Source organism: Streptomyces olivochromogenes (assembly GCF_021538895.1).
Classification (GTDB): Bacteria; Actinomycetota; Actinomycetes; order Streptomycetales; family Streptomycetaceae; genus Streptomyces; species Streptomyces olivochromogenes_A.
Window position 1 is genome coordinate 16,051 of record NZ_JADDRL010000100.1, and the last position, 17,380, is coordinate 33,430.

A 17,380-nucleotide genomic window follows, 5' to 3' on the forward strand; every position below is an offset into this window, starting at 1 on the left:
GGCGTCCGCGCCCCCACCCGACGCCGCGCCCGCATCCGGGGCGCGGCGGCGCCCCGCGCCTCACGGCTGGGCCGCGGACTCCTCCGCGTCCAGGCCCGTGCACGCCAGCTCCCCGTCCACCTCGGCGCACGCCTCCACGCCCTTGGCCGACGGGACGGCGAGCATCGGGCTGGTGTACCCCGCCGCGTCGTCGGCCGGATACGTCGCCGAGAGCATCTGCTCGCCCTTGCGCACCGAGATCTCCCGGGTGTGCGGGGAGCGCACCCGCACCTCGGACCAGGCCGCGCCGCAGGCGGGGGAGTAGCGCAGCCGCACGTCGTAACCGGTGTCGGTGACCGTGCTCTCGGTCCGCGCGTCCCGCGCGCAGACCGACACGTCGGGCAACTGGCCCTGGCACGACGGCCCGTGACAGCGCGGCGCCGCCACGGCGACCTGCGTACGGGGCGCGCCGTGCCGGGCGGACAGGGCCAGCGCCGCGGCCGCCGCGGTGGCCACGGTCAGCAGGGCGAGCAGGGGCAGTCGCCGCGACCGGGCCCGGGAGGGCGGTACTTCGTCGCTCGTGCCGGACGGTGTCGTGCTCGGCGGCCCCTCACAGGCCTCCCACAGCGCCAGTACGGGGGCGGGGTCGGCGTCCGCGATCCGGGCGAGGGCTTCCACGGCCGAGCGCGGCGGCTGCTGACCGCCGGTCAGATAGCGGTGCCAGGCGGACTTGCTGTACGGGGTGCGGGCGGCCAGGGCCGCCAGGCTGAGGCCGCTACGGTCCTTGAGCTCGCGCAGTCGCGCCGCCAACGGCTCGTCCGGCGTGGCCGGTGCTGGGGGCTGCAGCATGGTGCGTCCCTCGACTCCCAATCCACTATGGGCGTTTCGCCCCTGTTGTCGGAATGGCTGCCCAGGGAGCCCCGGGCGCAATCCGTGGTGAGGTAGCAGGAAGGTGAGGCAAGGGGGGCGCGCCGAAGGCCTGTTCGAGGACGCGCGGTCCCGAACAGGCCTCGACGGTCAGGGAGCAGGGCGGGTGGGAGCTGTCAGCACCACGGCAGAGCGGCGCCGCCCCGGACGTAGTGGGCGGAGACGTAGCCCCGGTGGTGGGTGAGCCGGTACCAGACGCCGGTGCCGCGCACCCAGGACCCGTACGTCTTGCAGGCGAGCGCCACACGCCGGTTCGCGTGCCGGTGCCCCACCACGCGGTGGCCGGTGCCCGGGCCGGAGCGGACGTTGAGTGCCAGACGGTGTGTGGTCACCCGCCCCATGGCGGGGGTGTGGCGGCGGTGCGTGGTCCGCCGGAGGGTGCGGTGGGTCGGGCAGGTGCAGTGCCGGGTGCGGTGTACGCGGTGCACGCGGTGCGTCGTGCGGTGCTTGGCCGGTGCCCGCCGGGCGGGGGCCGGCAGGAGCGACGGTGCGCCGTACTGCGCCGTGGTGGCGGGCGCGGGGAGCGGCGCGGTGTGGCCCGCCTCGGCGGCGCCGGCCGCCGTGGGCAGGAGGGCGAACACCGCGACGGTGGCCAACAGGCCGCTCTTCAGGGTCCGTCGGATCATGGAAACCTCCGGGCAGTCGTTCTCGTGACCACGAAGCGGTGATCACGACCCCCAGCGTTTCCGTGACGAATCTTCCCAATGCCGTCCCCGCGTCCCGTGGAACGGCGGGGACGTCCCCGGGAACGGGCGTGCCGCCCCCGCCGCCTCCCCGGAGGTCGTCGAGATCGAGCGAGCGCTCACTCGCATCACGTACCTGAGCACCCGGGCCCGGCAGTACGACCGGCTGACGGCGCTGAACGATTGCCTCCGGTGCGGCACCGGGGCGCCTACCGTCGAGTAATATCCGGCAGCAGGTCGTCAGAGGAGGAACCGTGCCACGGTCCGAACGCTCGCCCCTGCTGCTCGCCGGTCTGCTGGCCACCGCGGGGGTCGCCCACTTCGCCGCCCCGCGGCAGTTCGACGCGACGATTCCGAAGGCGCTGCCCGGCTCGCCCCGGACCTGGACGTATGCGAGCGGCGCCGTGGAACTGGCGCTCGCGGCGGGCGTGGCGCTGCCCCGTACGCGCACCGCCGCGGCACGGGCGGCCGCGGCCTTCTTCGTCGGGGTGTTCCCGGCGAACGTCCAGATGGCCGTGGACTGGCGGCACCGCCCCGCACCGCTCAGGGCGGCCGCCCTCGTCCGGCTGCCCCTGCAGGTGCCGCTGGTGCTGTGGGCCCGCGGTGTCGCCCGGAACGAGGAGGGCCGGTCATGACGGAGCGCATCGCTGTCGGAGACAAGGTCGAGGACTTCACGCTCCCGGACGAGACGGGTGCGCCGCGCAGGCTCTCGGAGCTGCTCGCCGACGGCCCCGTCGTCCTCTTCTTCTACCCCGCGGCCCTGACCGCCGGCTGCACCGCCGAGGCCTGCCACTTCCGCGACCTCGCCGCCGAGTTCGCGGCCGTGGGGGCCCGGCCCGTCGGGATCAGCGGTGACTCCGTCGAACGCCAGCAGGAGTTCGCCGGACGCCACACGCTCGGCATGCCCCTGCTGTCCGACGCCGACGGGGCGATCCGCGAGCGGTTCGGCGTGAAGCGCGGCTTCACGCTCGCGCCCACCAAGCGGGTCACCTTCGTCATCGACCGGGACCGCACGGTCCTGGAGGTCGTCCGCAGCGAGCTGCGCATGAACACGCACGCCGACCGGGCCCTGGCCGCGCTGAGCGCCAAGCGGGGGTGAGGCGAGCCGCGCGCGCGGTTGAGGCCCCGGAACAAAGGGATCATCCTGGGGCGTATGGAGCGTGTCGCGGCCGCGGCGATCATCAATGACCTCGGTGTGGTGACGGGGTGGAGCGAGGGGGCCAGGCTGCTCACGGGCCACTCGGCCGAGGAGGTCGTGGGCCAGCCGGCGGCCGGCCTGCTCGCGGAGGCGCTGCCGGCCCGGACCCGCGCCGCACGGGGCGGACCCGTCGCGCTGCGCCACCGGGACGGCCACCGCGTCGAACTGACCCTGACGGCGTGCCCGGTGCTCGGCCCGGACGGCGGCCCGAACGGATACGTGATCACGGCCGAGGAGAACCGGGGGCCCGAGCCCACCCTGGCGGGCCAGGCCTTCCAGCAGGCGTCCATGTCGATGTCGGTCTTCGACACACGGCAGCACTACCTGCGCCTCAACGACGAGGCCTGCCAGGTCCTGGGCACCTCCGAAGACGCGCTGATCGGCCGGTTCCTCATGGCGGGCGTGGACGAGAACAACGAGGGCAACGAGGACAGCGAGAACAACCACGGTTTCCTCCGGCATATGCGCCAGGTCGTCGAGACCGGCCTGCCGGTCCGCTACGAGAGCTTCATGGACGCGCCCGCCGGCAGCGGCCACGCCTGGAACATCGAGATGTGGCCCCTGCGGGACCACCCGTCGGGCGAGGTGAGCGCGGTCGCCCTCGCGGCGTTCGACAGCTCCGACCAGTACTGGGCCCGCCTGCGCCTGGCCCTGCTGAACGAGGCGGCGACCGCCGTCGGCACCACCCTGGACGTGGTGCGCACCGCCGAGGAACTGGTGGAACTCCTGGTGCCGAAGTACGCCGACTTCGCCAGTGTCGACCTGCTCGACTGGGTCCTCGGTGCGGACGAGCCGCCGATGCTCCCCGACGGCGACATCGTCCTGCGCCGCGTCGCGCACGGCTCCACCACGGCGGGCAACCCGGGAGCGGCCGCGAGCCTGGGCGAGACGCAGTTCTACCACCACGCCTCGCCACCGGCGCGGGCGCTGCGCGAGGGCCGCGCGGTGCTCGGCCGTCCCGGTGAGCCGGAGTTCGACCAGTGGATCGAGGAACGCAACGCGCGCTCCCCGGAGGGCCGCGCCCACCGTAGTGGTGTCCACTCGATGCTCGCGGTGCCGCTGCGGGCCCGCGGCACCACCCTGGGCGTCGCGGTGAGCGTGCGCATGGCACACCCGGACTCCTACATCCCCGCCGACGCCGTCTTCGGCGAGGAACTCGCCAGCCGGGCCGCCGTCTGCATCGACAACGCCCGCCGCTTCGCCCGCGAGCGGAGCACCGCGCTGGCCCTGCAGCACAGCCTGCTGCCCCGAGGGCTGCCCGGACAGGCGGCGCTGGACGTGGCGCACCGCTATCTGCCGTGCGGGTCGCTGGCGGGGATCGGCGGCGACTGGTACGACGTGATCCCGCTCTCCGGCAGCCGCGTCGGCCTGGTCGTGGGCGACGTCGTGGGGCACGGCATCCAGTCGTCGGCGACCATGGGGCGGCTGCGGACGGCCGTACGGACCCTCGCGGACGTGGATCTGCCTCCCGACGAGCTCCTCACCCACCTGGACGACCTGGTCACCCACCTCGCGGCCGAGGCGGAGAGCGACGAGGAGGTCGCCGGTCTGGGCGCGACCTGCCTGTACGCCGTCTACGACCCCATCTCGCGCCACCTCACCCTGGCCGCCGCGGGCCATCCGGCACCGGCCCTCGTGCTGCCCGGCGGCGTCGCGCAGCTCATCTCCATAGCGGCGGGGCCGCCGCTGGGCGTCGGCGGCCTCCCGTTCGAGGCGACCGAGCTCGAACTGCCCGAGGACTCGGTCGTCGCCCTCTACACGGACGGCCTCGTCGAGGACCGCGACCGTGACGTCGACCGGGCCACCGACGAGTTCCTGCGCGTCCTGAACGTGCCCGCCGACTCGCTGGAGGCCCTCGGGGACAACGTGCTCAAGGCCGTTCTGCCGGAGCAGCCCAGCGACGACGTGGCCCTGCTGATCGCCCGCACCCGGGCCCTCGGCGCCGACCGGGTCGCCGCCTGGAACGTGCCGCCCGACCCCGCCGAGGTGGCCGCCACCCGCCAGGCGGCCGTAGAACGGCTGTCCGCCTGGGGGCTGGACGAGATCGCCTTCGTCACCGAACTCGTCGTCAGCGAACTCGTCACCAACGCCATCCGCTACGGCGAACCGCCCATCCAGCTGCGGCTGATCCGCGACCGCGCGCTCATCTGCGAGGTCTCGGACGGTAGTTCCACCTCACCGCACCTGCGCCGGGCGCACGCCTTCGACGAGGGAGGCCGCGGACTGCTCCTGGTCGCGCAGCTCACCCAGCGCTGGGGCAGCCGGCAGACGGGCAAGGGCAAGACGATCTGGGCCGAACAGCCGCTGCCGGCGCACTGATCACTGGAACGGGCAGCCGGGGTTCGGCGCGTCCTCGGAGAACGGCGCGCCGTGCGGCAGGACGTACAGCACGTCGAGGACGAGCGGGGTGTCGCCCAGGTTGCGGCCGATGTGGACGTTGCCCGGCCCGGCCGGTTCCCGCAGCGCGTCGCCCGCCCGGTACCGGCCGTCCTGGGCGCAGGTGGAGTCGAAGTGGCTGAGGGTGCCCTGCTTGACGAAGCCGTACAACGGGCCGTCGTGGTAGTGCCATCCGGTGGCCTGCCCGGGCGGGATCGTTATCTCGCGCAGGACGTAGTCGGTGCCGCCGGCGGTCTTCTGGCTGATCACCCGGGCGGTGACCCCCGGCCCGGCGGGTGTGGCCCGGGCGGTGCCGCACACGAGCATGGTGGCGGCGGCCACGACCCCGGTGAGGGCGATACGGAGCGCGTTGCGCATGAGGAGCAGCCTCCTGAGACGGCGGACGTGATCGAGTACCGCCGTGAACATAGAGGCCACGCAAGCGAGTTGGGGCCGGAATCTGCTGATCCGTCGATCGTGAGGTCATACCTCGGCGCCGTCTTCCTCGACGGCCTCAGCGCGCGTCCTGCCGTCCGATGCCGTTCAGCTCGCCGAGCGCGTCGGCGGGCAGGGTCAGGTCGGCGGCGGCCAGGTTCTCGCGCAGGTGCTCGGGGGAGGAGGTGCCGGGGATGAGCGCGATGTTCGGCGAGCGCCGCAGCAGCCAGGCCAGGGCGACCTGCTGCGGGGAGGCGTCCAGGCGGGCGGCGACCTTGGTGAGCGTCTCGGACTGGAGCGGGGTGAAGCCGCCCAGCGGGAAGTACGGGACGAAGGCGATGTTCTCGGCCGCGGTGCGCTCGACCAGGGCGTCATCGCGCCGCTGGGCCAGGTTGTAGAGGTTCTGCACGGTGACCACGGGCGCGATGGACCGTGCCTCGTCGAGCTGCCGGGCCGAGGCCGCGCTGAGGCCGAGGTGGCGGATCAGGCCCTGCTGCCGCAGGTCGGCCAGGGCGCCGAACTGGTCGGCGACCGGGTCCTCGTTCGGGGTGTCCACGTCGCCGAGACGCAGGTTGACCACGTCGAGGGTCTCCACCCCCAGGTGCCGGAGGTTGTCGTGGACCTGCGTCTTCAGGTCCTCGGGGTGCCGGGAGACGATCCAGCTGCCGTCGGCCCCGCGGCGGGCGCCCACCTTGGTGACGATCCGCAGGTCGGCGGGGTAGGGATACAGGGCCTCCCGGATGATCTCGTTGACCACGGCGGGGCCGTAGAAGTCGGCGGTGTCGATGTGAGTGACGCCCGCCTCCACCGCCGCGCGGAGCACCGCGACGGCCCGGTCCCGGTCCCCGGGCGGACCGAAGACGTGCGGCCCGGCCAGCTGCATGGCGCCGTAGCCCATCCGGGTCAGGGTCAGGCCGTCGGCCGGGGTCACGGTGCCGCCGAGTGTCGCAGACATGTCGTACCTCTCATGAAGTCTCGGGGGCCACCGACGCGATCCGGCGACCCGCCCTCGTCCTCCACCCTGCGCCGCCCGCGCGCCCGGCGGCAGTGCCCCCGTGTTCCTGGGAGTGACAGGGCCAGTCACCCGTGCGGGGTCCGGCCGTACGGTGGTGGCATGGACGGTACGAACGCGCTGGGGGAGTTTCTGCGCGCCCGGCGGGCGCTGGTCCGGCCGCAGGACGTGGGGCTGCCCGGGGGCGGGCTGCGCAGGGTGCCGGGACTGCGCCGCGAGGAGGTCGCGATGCTCTCCGGCATCAGCTCCGACTACTACCTCCGGCTGGAGCAGGGCCGCGACCGCAACCCGTCCGTTCAGGTGCTGGAGGCCATCGCCGGGGTGCTGGGACTGGACGCCGACGCCACCGCGTACCTGGTCGGGCTGGCCCGGGAGCGGCCCGGCGACGTACGGCGCGCGCCCCGAGGCCCGTCGCCCCGAGGCCGGTCGCCGCGCAGGCCGGAGCAGGTGCCCGTCGGCATCCTCCAGCTCATCGACGGGTGGACGCGCAACCCCGCCTACGTCCAGAACCGCTACACCGACTGCCTGGCCGCCAACGCGCTGGCACGGGCGCTGACCCCCAGCTACCGGCCCGGCGTCAACCTGCTGCGGGCCGTCTTCCTCGACCCGGCCGAGCGCGAGCTGCGCCGGGACTGGGAGGACCTCACCGAGGAGGGCGTGGCCACCCTGCGGGCCAACGCGGGGCCGGAGGCCGACGACCCCCGGCTGCGGGACCTGGTGGGCGACCTGTCGCTGCGCAGCGAACGGTTCCGGCTGCTGTGGGCCCGGCACGAGGTGCGGCCCCGGCGCGGCCGGGTGAGCCACCTGAGGCATCCGCAGGTCGGCGAGCTCGATCTGCGCTCGGAGAAGCTGTCCGTGGACGGCACGGACGGCCTCACGCTGGTGGTGTTCCACGCCGAGCCGGGCGGCCGCAGCGCCGAACTCCTCGACATCCTCGGCAGCCTCACCGCGACCCGGGACGGCCGGGACGCTCCGGACGGCCCCGATGCCGGGCGGGAGCGGGCCGAGGAGCCGCGGCGGACCCGGGACCAGTGATCCACTGTCGCCACGCGGCCGATTCGCTGACACGATCTTCGTGATCGCCGGTACGGACGACGAGACGACCATCGGAGCGCGCATGACGACGGGCAGGGGCACGGAGGACCGGGCGGCGGAGCGGACGGCGCGGCGGGTCGGCGGGATCGAGGTGAGACCGGTCGCCGGGCACATCGGCGCCGAGATCACCGGCGTCGATCTGGCCGACGGCCTCGACGACGACGCGGTCGCCGTCGTCCGGCAGGCCGTACTGCGCTGGAAGGTGGTGTTCTTCCGCGACCAGCGGCTGGACCACGCCGGGCATGTCGCCTTCGCCCGCCGCTTCGGCGAACCGGTCGTCCTGGGCCGGCGCGGCAGCGTCTCGCCACCGGACTTCCCCGAGGTGGAGACGACCGCGGACCGGCTGGAACTGGGCGGCCGGTTCGGCATGGAGCACGACGAATGGCTCCAGCGGCGCCGGCACACGCTGCTGCGCGGCTGGCACTGCGACCACGGTGCCCGCGTCGACCCGCCCGCGGCGACCGTCCTGCGCGCCGAGACCGTCCCGCCGTACGGCGGCGACACCACCTGGTCGAATCTGGCGGCCGCGTACGCCGGGCTGTCCGCGCCGGTGCGCGCGTTCGTCGACGGGCTGCGGGCCGAGCACCGGCTCGGCGTCGGCTACCAGCCCCGGCCGGGCGACGACTCCTACCTGCGGCATCTGCTGGACCATCAGGTCGCCTCCGTCCATCCGCTGGTGCGGGTCCACCCGGAGACGGGGGAGCGGGTGCTCTTCGTCAACGGCTACTACGTCGAGCAGATCGTCGGAGTCTCCCGGCCGGAGAGCGCGGCGCTGCTGGAGATGCTGCTGGAGCAGGCCGTTCGGCCCGAGTACACGGTCCGCTTCCGCTGGGAGCCCGGCAGCGTGGCCTTCTGGGACAACCGGGCCACCATCCACCTGGCCCCGAGCGACAACGCCCACCTGGACTTCCCGCGCGTCATGCACCGGGTGATGCTCACCGGTGACGTACCCGTGGGCGTCGACGGCACGCCGTCACAGCCGCTGGTGGGAACGCGGCCGGGCCACTGGTGACCGGCGTCAGCCCGAAGGCCGCCACCCCAGCGCCGGGCCGAGCCGCGTGGCGATGTCCGTGAGGATCTGTACGTAGTCCTCGTGCTCGAAGGTGAACGGCAGCGCGAACGCCACCTCGTCGACCTCGCGGAACGCCACGTGCGCGTGCAGCCGCTCCGCGAGCTCGGCCGAGGTGCCCACCAGGTCCGGCGCGAACAACAGCCGCGCCGGGCCCTGCGGCGCCGCCGTGCGGGGCAGGCGCCGGGCGGCGTACGCCTCGTACTTGGCGCGCTGCTCGGGCGAGGCGGAGTCGGTGGGGACGACGACGAGGCCCTGGGAGACGCGGGCCGCCTCGCCGTCGGGGTGGTGGGCGCGGAACTCGCGGATGTGGGACAACTGGATCGAGGCGAAGTCCGAGGTCCCGTCCGCCGCCTTCGTGGCCTCCGCCGCCCCTGCCTCCTGCTCCTCCTTGACGACGCTGCTGGTCAGGAAGTTCATCCCGTGCTCGCCCGCCCAGCGCGCCGAGCGCAGGCTGCCGCCGCCGTACCACAGGCGCCGGCCCAGGCCCGGGGAGTGCGGCTGCACGGTGTCCGCGAACACCTCGAACCCCTCGACGCCGCTGAAGTCACTGGCCCGCTCGCCGCGCACGAAGTCCAGCAGCCGCCGCACCCGCTCGAAGCCGAAGTCCTCCACGTCGGCCGTGTCCGGGTACAGCGCCTCCTTGACCCGCTCGTAGTGCATCGGCGGGCCGACGCTGACGCCCGGGTTGAGGCGGCCGCCGGACAGGAGGTCGACCGTCGCCAGGTCCTCGGCCAGCCGCAGCGGGTTCTCCCAGCCCAGCGGGATGACCGCGGTGCCGAGCTCGATGCGGCTGGTCCGCTGCGAGGCCGCCGCCAGGACGGCGACGGGGGACGAGATGCCGTACTGCAGATGGCGGTGCCGCACCCAGGCGCTGTCGAAGCCCAGCCGCTCGCCCAGCTCGATGATCTCCAGCGTGGACTCGTGGCCCGGCCGCGGATCCGCCCCGTCGAACAGGCCGATGGTCAGGAAGCCGAGCTTGCGCAGCGGGCGTGAGGTGGGCGACACGGGCTCCTCCGGCGGGCGTACGTCGGTTCTGTCCCGATTGTGGCAGCCGATTGTTGCGGCCGTGTGATCAGCGACCGTGTGATCCGCTGCCGTGCGATCAGCGGTCGTGTGATCAGCGGTCCTGTGATCGGCTCAGCGGGATCCTGACCTCGTCCTCCATCGGCGGGTCCACCTCCTGCGCGTGGTTGCCGGTCGCCGCGAAGCAGCGGATCCGCAGCTCCTCGGGGCCCACGTCGAGGCGCAGGAAGCACTTGAAGAACGGCGGACTGTAGGTCGTCGAGCTCGGTGAGAAGAGCCGCGTGTAGAGCTTGCGCACGGGCAGCCGGAACCGCGAGGTGCGGTCGGGGCGGCCGCCGGCGCCGAGCAGGGTGGCGACCAGCCGGGTCCGCCGGGTGACCCGCACGTCCGGGCCGGGGGAGCGGACGGGCTTGATCCCGAGCCGCTCGGCGACGACCGCCGTCCCCTCGGCCTCGGTCAGGGGGAAGAAGCGGCGCAGGAGCAGACGGCGGGCGTACAGCTTGCTGTAGAAGGCCAGGGAGTCGCCGCGCAGCGGATAGCAGCGGAAGTCCTCCTCGGTGACGCCGGCGATCGACACCCGGGGGATCGTGTGCGTGGCGTGCATGAAGGCCCCGCCGCCGCCCGCGACCACGTACTGGATGGTGCGCCCGGCCACGTCGACCGGATAGCGCTGGTAGTTGTGGATGTCGCCGCCGATCGCCGCCACGTAGTGGTGGTCCGGGTCGCGGACGATGTCGTCGACGGTGCCGCCGCCCTCGATGGCGCACGGGTGGTGCTCGCCGTCGACGTACAGGGGTGAGCCGGTGACCAGGATCTTGGGGCGCGGCCCCCGGGACACCTCCCGCAGCCACGCGCCCTGCTCGGCGTCGATGGTGCCGAGCAGTCCGGTGTCGATGCCGACGATCCGTACCGGTCCGGCGTCGATGGCCCAGTACGGGCCCGGCTGCACGGCGCGTTGCTCCGGCTGCGAGCGCAACGCCCGTGCCGCGACGAGGCGTTGCTCGTCCGCCGGGCGCGCCTTGTGCCACAGCAGCGCGCGCCACCAGGCGCGGGTGAGCGGGCGCGGGGCCGGCTCGGGGTCCAGCGGCGGCGCGTCGTCGCAGAAGACGCGCATGAACCCGCCGAGGTCCTCGTACCAGTCGTGGTTGCCGGGTATCGCGTAGATCGGCGCCCGGTAGTCCTGGTACGGGCGGAAGAACTTGGTGCCGTAGTCGTCGGTGCTGCCGACCGGGTAGATCACGTCGCTCGCGATCACCGCGAAGTCGGTCCCCCGACTCGCCCTCAAGAAGCCCGGCACGACGGCGTACTGGGAGTCGTCGCCCTCTCCGGTGTCCCCGATGACCATGAACGAGAACCGCTCCGGCACCTCCCGCCGGATCACCTTGTCGGCCCGGGCCCCGGCGGCGGCCCGCTGCGCCACCCAGCGGCTGCGGGTACGGCCCGTCGGATCGCCGAACCAGGACGCCACGGTCCCGTTGCGGGCGGCCCACAGCGTCTTCGGGTTGAGCCAGGAGAGTTTCTCCACGTGCTCCGGCATCAACGTCTTGTAGCCACCGGGTTCGGCGGCGCCCCAGCCGGCGCCTTCCGCGGTGTCGCGTGAGGAGTCAGACACCGGTTCACCGTAGCAACGATCAACGCGGCGGCGGTCGGTGGGGATGCGCCGGATCCGTCAATCCGTCAACTGCCTGTGTGTGTCCGGGGTGTTGCCGAGTCGGGTGTCCGGTTCTCGTAGGGAAAACCCTCGACTGTTACCGAGGGGTAGTGACATGGACGGGACAAGCTGAAACCCTCCCCCCAACCCCCCACAGGTTCTCCATGGTCCACACACGGAGCATGCTCCCGCACAGCTCAGCTCATTCCGGTCAGCACACCCGTCTGGCCGGTCTGTCACCGGCCGCAACCCCGGCGGCCGCAGCAGGAGGAGTACGAGTGAGACGCCTTCCCCACAGACGTTCCGCGGTCGGAGCCGCCCTGGTCTCCACCGCGGCCTTCCTCGCCGTCGGTATCCAGGCGGTTCCGGCGAACGCCAAGCCCGCGGCCCCCCACCCCGGTCCGCTGCGCACCGGTGGCCTGGAGGCCAAGCTGACCCCGGCCCAGCACGGCGCGCTGATCAAGAGCGCCCAGCAGCGGACGGCCACGACCGCCCGCACCCTGGGCCTCGGCGCCAAGGAGAAGCTGGTCGTCAAGGACGTCGCCAAGGACAACGACGGCACCCTGCACACCCGTTACGAGCGCACCTACGACGGCCTGCCCGTCCTCGGCGGTGACCTCGTCGTGCACACGCCGCCCGCCTCCGTGGCCGCCGGCACGGTGAGCGCCACCTTCAACAACAAGCACACCATCAAGGTGGCCTCGACCGCCGCGACCTTCACCAAGTCGGCCGCCCGGACCAAGGCCCTCAAGGCCGCCAAGGCCCTCGACGCGAAGAAGGCCACCACCGACGGCGCCCGCAAGGTGATCTGGGCCGGCACCGGCACCCCGAAGCTCGCCTGGGAGACCGTGATCGGCGGCTTCCAGGACGACGGCACGCCCAGCCGGCTGCACGTCATCACCGACGCCACCACCGGCAAGGAACTCCACCGCTACCAGGCGATCGACACCGGTATCGGCAACACCCAGTACAGCGGCCAGGTCACGCTGACGACGACCCAGTCGGGGTCGAACTACACGCTGACCGACGGAACCCGCGGCGGCCACAAGACGTACAACCTGAACCACGGCACCTCGGGGACGGGCACGCTGTTCTCCCAGACCAGCGACACCTGGGGCAACGGGACCACGTCCAACGCGGCCACCGCGGGCGCGGACGCCCACTACGGCGCGCAGGAGACCTGGGACTTCTACAAGAACACCTTCGGCCGCAGCGGCATCAAGAACGACGGCGTCGCCGCCTACTCCCGCGTGCACTACGGCAATGCGTACGTGAACGCGTTCTGGGACGACGGCTGCTTCTGCATGACATACGGCGACGGTTCCGGCAACGCCGACCCGCTGACCTCGCTCGACGTGGCCGGTCACGAGATGAGCCACGGTGTCACCTCCAACACCGCGGGACTGGAGTACACCGGTGAGTCCGGCGGCCTGAACGAGGCCACCTCCGACATCTTCGGCACCGGCGTCGAGTTCTATGCCAACAACAGCACCGATGTCGGCGACTACCTCATCGGCGAGAAGATCGACATCAACGGCAACGGGACCCCGCTGCGTTACATGGACAAGCCCAGCAAGGACGGCGGATCCGCCGACAGCTGGTACTCCGGCGTCGGCAACCTCGACGTGCACTACTCCTCGGGTCCCGCGAACCACATGTTCTACTTGCTCTCCGAGGGCAGCGGCACCAAGGTCATCAACGGCGTGACCTACAACAGCCCGACCTCGGACGGCGTCGCGGTCACCGGCATCGGCCGGGCCGCCGCCCTGCAGATCTGGTACAAGGCGCTGACGACGTACATGACGTCGAGCACCAACTACGCCGGGGCCCGCACCGCCGCGCTCAACGCGGCCGCGGCGCTGTACGGCACGAACTCGGCCCAGTACGCCGGGGTCGGCAACGCCTTCGCCGGTATCAACGTGGGCAGCCACATCACCCCGCCCAGCAGCGGTGTGACGGTCACCAACCCGGGCAGCCAGTCCTCCACCGTCGGCACCGCGGTGAGCCTGCAGGTCTCGGCGAGCAGCACCAACAGCGGCGCCCTGAGCTACGCCGCGAGCGGACTGCCGACCGGCCTGTCGATCAACAGCTCGACCGGCCTGATCACCGGCACGCCCACCACCGCGGGCACCTACAGCACCACCGTCACGGTGACCGACTCGACCGGCGCGACCGGCACGGCCTCCTTCTCCTGGACCGTGAGCTCCGGTGGCGGCGGCACCTGCACCTCGGCCCAATTGCTCGGCAACCCGGGCTTCGAGTCGGGCAACACGACGTGGAGCGCCACCAGCGGTGTGATCACGACCGACTCCGGTGAGGCGGCGCGCACCGGCTCCTACAAGGCCTGGCTCGACGGCTATGGCTCCACGCACACCGACTCGCTGTCCCAGTCGGTGACGATCCCGAGCGGTTGCAAGGCCTCGCTCACCTACTACCTGCACATCGACACCGACGAGACCACCGGCAGCACGCAGTACGACAAGCTGACGGTCACCGCCGGTTCGAAGACCCTGGCGACGTACTCGAACCTCAACGCCGCCTCCGGCTACAGCCTGAAGACCTTCGACCTGTCCTCGTTCGCGGGCTCGACGGTCACGATCAAGTTCAACGGAGTCGAGGACTCCTCGCTGCAGACCAGCTTCGTCGTGGACGACACCGCCCTGACGACCAGCTGACGCACCGCCCCTGAGCGTCCCGCACGCGGAGTCCGTCCGCGTGCGGGACGCGCGCGTGTCAGCTGAACGGATCCAGCGTCAGATACGCCTGCCGGGGGCCGCCGTCGTGCACGAGTGACTCCTGGTTGCCGACGTCGTCGAAGGCGAACGCGTACGCCTTGCCGTCGGCCATCTGCCCGTGGACGATCCGGGCGTAGTGGTTGGTCACCGGGTCCTTGTAGAAGTCGGCCGGATCGGTGTCCGGCTGGTTCGTGCCGGTCAGCAGCGTGGACCGGTGGAAGCCCGCGCACAGCGTGCGGGAGATCGGCCCGCGCACCGCGTCGTTGGGCGCGTCGAGCCGCTTGTGGCAGCCGAACACGCTGTCCGCGTCCGGCTTCTGGAAGGCGGTGACGACCGCGCCGGAGGAGTCGGTGAAGTTCATGACGTTCCCGGAGACCCGGCCGTAGTACCGGGTGCCGGGCCGGTCGGCGAACGGTGTGACGGTCAGCGTCGTCGAGGTGTACTTCTGCCAGACCCGGTTGACGTAGTCGTCCAGGACGCTGGCCGACAGGGCTCCGGTCTCCACCCCGTACAGCGGTGACAGGGCCCGCAGGACGGCCCCGTCGGACCGCGTCTGGACCAGTCCGCCCCAGCCGCCCGGCTGCCCGCGCAGGGCCGTGAACACCCCGTTGTAGCCACCCGGCTTGAGGTGTCCGGTACTGCTGACGCTCCCGTCGGCCCGCTGCACCCCGACCGCGTACGGCGCGGAGAACATGTCCACCTGGGTGCTGTTGAGCCACAGCCCGGAGTCGTTGAGCGAGTACTCGGACCAGTTGAACAGGATGTTCCGGTTGGGGTCGCTCGGGTTCTGCACGGCGGGCTGCACCAGCCCGCCGGTGGTCAGCTTGAACACCAGCTTCTGGCCGTAGGAGAAGTAGATCCGGCCGGAGAACTTCGGGATCCGGATCGTCTTCGACTGCCCGGCGGCGGGCCCGGGGATCGAGGCGTCCGGCGCGGGCGTCGGCGGGTTCCCGCCCGCGGGCCAGGCGTGGAAGGCGCCGTTCGCGTCGGCCCAGCCCTGCCGTCCCGTGGAGAGCTGGGTGCCTAGGTCGTAGAGGTACAGCGGTTCGCCGCGGCCGGAGTTGTTGGTCACTTTCAGGTCGATCGTGTCCGGCACCGCGGCGCCGGCCGGTTGCGGCGTGCCCAGCGCGAGCAGCGCGCCGACCAGGGCCGAGGCGGCCGCCAGGGGCAGCGCGGGGCGTGTGAATCGTGGGAGCACTCTCCACCTCCGTGTGGGGGTCGGGGTCGTACGGACATTGGTCCGTACCTGTTCTGAGAGCGCTCTCAGCGTTGCGCCGGGTTGCGTTCATGTCAACAAGTGGAACGCGGGAGAAACAAAGGTGCCCGCGGCCGACGCGCCGCGGGCACCCTGTGTTTCCGAAGCCGCGCGCCACAACCGGCGGTTGGGACGCGACCGGGGCGACCTGCTTCAGAAGGTGCGGTCCAGCAGGTCCAGCAGCGCCGTCCAGTGCCGCTCGTCGCCCTCCTTCTGGTACGCGGCCGTGTCGGCCTGCGTGAAACCGTGCGGCGCCTGCGGGTAGACCTCGCAGCGGTGCCGGACGCCCGCCGCGGTCAGCGCGTCCTCCAGGCGCCGCATCTGCTCCTCGGGCATCCCCGAGTCCCCGTCGGCGTGCGCGAAGTACAGCTCGGCGGTGATGCGTTCGGCCAGCAGGTGCGGGCTGTCCGGGGCGTCGGTGGCCAGCCACCCGCCGTGGAAGCCGGCCGCCGCCGCGACCCGGTCCGGATAGGTGCCGGCCGTCAGCAGGGACAGCCGGGCACCCATGCAGTAGCCGGTCACCGCGACCGGGCCGTCGGCCGCGAAGGGGGAGTCGGCGAGCCAGTTCAGGTAGGCGCCGGCGTCCCGCATGGCCGGCTCGGAAGTGAGGGACTGGATCAGCGGGCCGAGCTTCTCGAAGAGGTCGGGACGCACCGAGGGGTCGATGAAATCGGGCAACTCGACCAGGGGCGCCCGCCCGTGACGGTAGAACACATGGGGCACGAGGACCGTGTAGCCGGCCTCGGCGATCCGGTCGGCCATGGACCACAGATGCGGACGCGGCCCGAAGGCGTCCTGATAGACGAGGACGGCCGGACGGGGGCGCCCGTCGACGGGGTGGACCAGGTAGGCGTCGGCGGTACCGTCCTCGGTCGGGATGTCCACGGCGTTTCCCTGTACGGCGGTCATGGCGAGAGAGCCTCCCTGAGGAATCGTCAAAGGGGGTCCGGTCGCCCCCTCGACGCTGCGTGTGCGGCAATGCTGTCACGCGAGTTCCGGCCCCGGCCTGCCCAACGTCACCGGAATCCTGCATTCCTCAGGTCACTCGAAACGCGTGGTGTCGCCCGCGCCCCGCCGGATGATCTCCGCCTCGCCGCCGGAGAAGTCGATCACCGTGGTCGGCTCGGTGCCGCAGTCCCCGGAGTCGACCACCGCGTCCACCGCGTGGTCGAGGCGGTCCTTGATCTCCCAGCCCTGGGTCATCGGCTCGTCCTCGTCGGGCAGCAGTAGCGTGCTGGACAGCAGCGGCTCGTCGAGCTCGGCCAGCAGGGCCTGGGTGACGACATGGTCGGGGATGCGCACGCCGACGGTCTTCTTCTTGGGGTGCAGCAGCTTGCGCGGCACCTCCCGGGTCGCCGGGAGGATGAAGGTGTAGCTGCCGGGGGTCGACGCCTTCACGGCCCGGAACACGTCGTTGTCGACCTGCACGAACTGGCCGAGCTGCGCGAAGTCCCGGCACATCAGCGTGAAGTGGTGCCGGTCGTCGAGGTGGCGGATCGAACGGATCCGGTCCATCCCGTCGCGGCTGCCGAGCTGGCAGCCCAGGGCGTAACAGGAGTCGGTGGGGTACGCGATCAGCGAGCCCGCGCGCACGGCGTCGGCGACCTGGGCGATGCTGCGCGGTTGCGGGTTGTCGGGGTGCACGTCGAAGTACTTCGCCATTCATCGAGCTTATGCCGTCGCCCCGCGCTCGCCGCGCAGGCGGGGGCCGAGACCCGCGCCGAGCGTCCGCCCCGTGCCCCCTGGCGTGCCCCTTTCGCGCCCCGACCCCGGCGCGGCCGGATTGTTGTGGTCCTCCGCCGCGGCTCCGTTCGTCGTCGTGCCGGCCTCGAGACTCCGCCATGGCCGACCCCGAGGATCGGCGTCGTGCCGGTCCGGGTGAACCGGCGCGGCAACTCCCGTGTGTACGAGACCGGTTGCGGGGAACCCGTCCAGGGAC

General features: G+C 72.3%; 15 protein-coding genes and 1 pseudogene. 7 read left to right on the top strand and 9 right to left on the bottom strand.

Features of this window, described 5'->3' with window-relative positions; all coding sequences use genetic code 11:
* Positions 1–60 precede the first annotated feature (60 nt).
* Positions 61–828: a helix-turn-helix domain-containing protein gene (locus IPZ69_RS35570; RefSeq protein ID WP_235458824.1), complete on the bottom strand. Its 768-nt coding sequence runs from the start codon at positions 826–828 to the stop codon at positions 61–63.
* 194 nt (positions 829–1,022) lie between these two features.
* A complete protein-coding gene (locus IPZ69_RS35575) occupies positions 1,023–1,532 on the bottom strand; it encodes an SH3 domain-containing protein (protein WP_235458825.1) in 510 nt (169 codons plus the stop codon).
* Positions 1,533–1,695: 163 nt separating this feature from the next.
* Here IPZ69_RS35575 and IPZ69_RS35580 point away from each other — a divergent pair.
* From IPZ69_RS35580 to IPZ69_RS35595, 4 genes and pseudogenes are all read left to right on the top strand, one after another.
* Positions 1,696–1,767, top strand: a pseudogene (locus IPZ69_RS35580) (MarR family transcriptional regulator); the annotation flags it as partial.
* Positions 1,768–1,843: 76 nt separating this feature from the next.
* Positions 1,844–2,224: a DoxX family protein gene (locus IPZ69_RS35585; RefSeq protein ID WP_235458826.1), complete on the top strand. Its 381-nt coding sequence runs from the start codon at positions 1,844–1,846 to the stop codon at positions 2,222–2,224.
* Positions 2,221–2,688 carry a peroxiredoxin gene (locus tag IPZ69_RS35590; RefSeq protein WP_268835459.1) on the top strand — a complete coding sequence of 156 codons (468 nt, stop codon included), beginning with the start codon at positions 2,221–2,223 and terminating at the stop codon, positions 2,686–2,688. Before IPZ69_RS35585 ends, IPZ69_RS35590 begins: the two co-directional genes overlap by 4 nt.
* A 54-nt stretch (positions 2,689–2,742) precedes the next feature.
* The gene (locus IPZ69_RS35595; protein ID WP_235458827.1) at positions 2,743–5,106 is read left to right on the top strand and encodes an ATP-binding SpoIIE family protein phosphatase; all 2,364 of its coding nucleotides are present in this window, start codon (positions 2,743–2,745) and stop codon (positions 5,104–5,106) included.
* On the opposite strand, the gene IPZ69_RS35600 is transcribed toward IPZ69_RS35595, so the two are convergent.
* Positions 5,107–5,541, bottom strand: a complete 435-nt coding sequence (locus IPZ69_RS35600) for a cupin domain-containing protein (protein ID WP_235458828.1) — start codon at positions 5,539–5,541, stop codon at positions 5,107–5,109.
* A 136-nt stretch (positions 5,542–5,677) separates the two neighbouring features.
* A complete protein-coding gene (locus tag IPZ69_RS35605) occupies positions 5,678–6,553 on the bottom strand; it encodes an oxidoreductase (RefSeq protein ID WP_235458829.1) in 876 nt (291 codons plus the stop codon).
* A gap of 159 nt (positions 6,554–6,712) precedes the next feature.
* Between IPZ69_RS35605 and IPZ69_RS35610 the strand changes: the two genes are divergently transcribed.
* Both IPZ69_RS35610 and IPZ69_RS35615 read left to right on the top strand, forming a co-directional pair.
* A complete protein-coding gene (locus tag IPZ69_RS35610; protein ID WP_235458830.1) occupies positions 6,713–7,645 on the top strand; it encodes a helix-turn-helix domain-containing protein in 933 nt (310 codons plus the stop codon).
* A gap of 82 nt (positions 7,646–7,727) precedes the next feature.
* On the top strand, positions 7,728–8,717 hold the full coding sequence (locus IPZ69_RS35615; RefSeq protein ID WP_235458841.1) for a TauD/TfdA dioxygenase family protein: 990 nt from the start codon (positions 7,728–7,730) through the stop codon (positions 8,715–8,717).
* Between the two features lie 6 nt (positions 8,718–8,723).
* Here IPZ69_RS35615 and IPZ69_RS35620 read toward each other — a convergent pair whose 3' ends face one another.
* Both IPZ69_RS35620 and IPZ69_RS35625 read right to left on the bottom strand, forming a co-directional pair.
* A complete protein-coding gene (locus IPZ69_RS35620) occupies positions 8,724–9,782 on the bottom strand; it encodes an LLM class flavin-dependent oxidoreductase (protein ID WP_235458831.1) in 1,059 nt (352 codons plus the stop codon).
* A gap of 112 nt (positions 9,783–9,894) precedes the next feature.
* Positions 9,895–11,412 (bottom strand): metallophosphoesterase family protein, encoded by a 1,518-nt coding sequence (locus IPZ69_RS35625; RefSeq protein ID WP_235458832.1) that lies wholly within the window; start codon positions 11,410–11,412, stop codon positions 9,895–9,897.
* Between the two features lie 317 nt (positions 11,413–11,729).
* Between IPZ69_RS35625 and IPZ69_RS35630 the strand changes: the two genes are divergently transcribed.
* Complete coding sequence (locus tag IPZ69_RS35630) at positions 11,730–14,126, top strand: M4 family metallopeptidase (RefSeq protein WP_235458833.1); 2,397 nt, start codon at positions 11,730–11,732, stop codon at positions 14,124–14,126.
* A gap of 58 nt (positions 14,127–14,184) precedes the next feature.
* On the opposite strand, the gene IPZ69_RS35635 is transcribed toward IPZ69_RS35630, so the two are convergent.
* The 3 genes from IPZ69_RS35635 to IPZ69_RS35645 form a co-directional block, all read right to left on the bottom strand.
* The gene (locus tag IPZ69_RS35635) at positions 14,185–15,384 is read right to left on the bottom strand and encodes a glycoside hydrolase family 64 protein (protein WP_235458834.1); all 1,200 of its coding nucleotides are present in this window, start codon (positions 15,382–15,384) and stop codon (positions 14,185–14,187) included.
* 210 nt (positions 15,385–15,594) lie between these two features.
* Complete coding sequence (locus tag IPZ69_RS35640; protein ID WP_235458835.1) at positions 15,595–16,350, bottom strand: dienelactone hydrolase family protein; 756 nt, start codon at positions 16,348–16,350, stop codon at positions 15,595–15,597.
* A 132-nt stretch (positions 16,351–16,482) separates the two neighbouring features.
* The gene (locus IPZ69_RS35645; protein ID WP_235458836.1) at positions 16,483–17,103 is read right to left on the bottom strand and encodes an L-threonylcarbamoyladenylate synthase; all 621 of its coding nucleotides are present in this window, start codon (positions 17,101–17,103) and stop codon (positions 16,483–16,485) included.
* Between the last annotated feature and the right edge of the window lie 277 nt (positions 17,104–17,380).

What these genes read in the sequence shown, in the direction of transcription:
- IPZ69_RS35595 (WP_235458827.1), top strand. Translation starts at nt 2,743, where the DNA reads ATGGAGCGTGTCGCGGCCGCGGCGATCATCAATGACCTCGGTGTGGTG.
- IPZ69_RS35590 (WP_268835459.1), top strand. Translation starts at nt 2,221, where the DNA reads ATGACGGAGCGCATCGCTGTCGGAGACAAGGTCGAGGACTTCACGCTC.
- IPZ69_RS35640 (WP_235458835.1), bottom strand. Translation starts at nt 16,350, where the DNA reads ATGACCGCCGTACAGGGAAACGCCGTGGACATCCCGACCGAGGACGGT.
- IPZ69_RS35645 (WP_235458836.1), bottom strand. Translation starts at nt 17,103, where the DNA reads ATGGCGAAGTACTTCGACGTGCACCCCGACAACCCGCAACCGCGCAGC.
- IPZ69_RS35615 (WP_235458841.1), top strand. Translation starts at nt 7,728, where the DNA reads ATGACGACGGGCAGGGGCACGGAGGACCGGGCGGCGGAGCGGACGGCG.
- IPZ69_RS35600 (WP_235458828.1), bottom strand. Translation starts at nt 5,541, where the DNA reads ATGCGCAACGCGCTCCGTATCGCCCTCACCGGGGTCGTGGCCGCCGCC.
- IPZ69_RS35575 (WP_235458825.1), bottom strand. Translation starts at nt 1,532, where the DNA reads ATGATCCGACGGACCCTGAAGAGCGGCCTGTTGGCCACCGTCGCGGTG.
- IPZ69_RS35570 (WP_235458824.1), bottom strand. Translation starts at nt 828, where the DNA reads ATGCTGCAGCCCCCAGCACCGGCCACGCCGGACGAGCCGTTGGCGGCG.
- IPZ69_RS35610 (WP_235458830.1), top strand. Translation starts at nt 6,713, where the DNA reads ATGGACGGTACGAACGCGCTGGGGGAGTTTCTGCGCGCCCGGCGGGCG.
- IPZ69_RS35605 (WP_235458829.1), bottom strand. Translation starts at nt 6,553, where the DNA reads ATGTCTGCGACACTCGGCGGCACCGTGACCCCGGCCGACGGCCTGACC.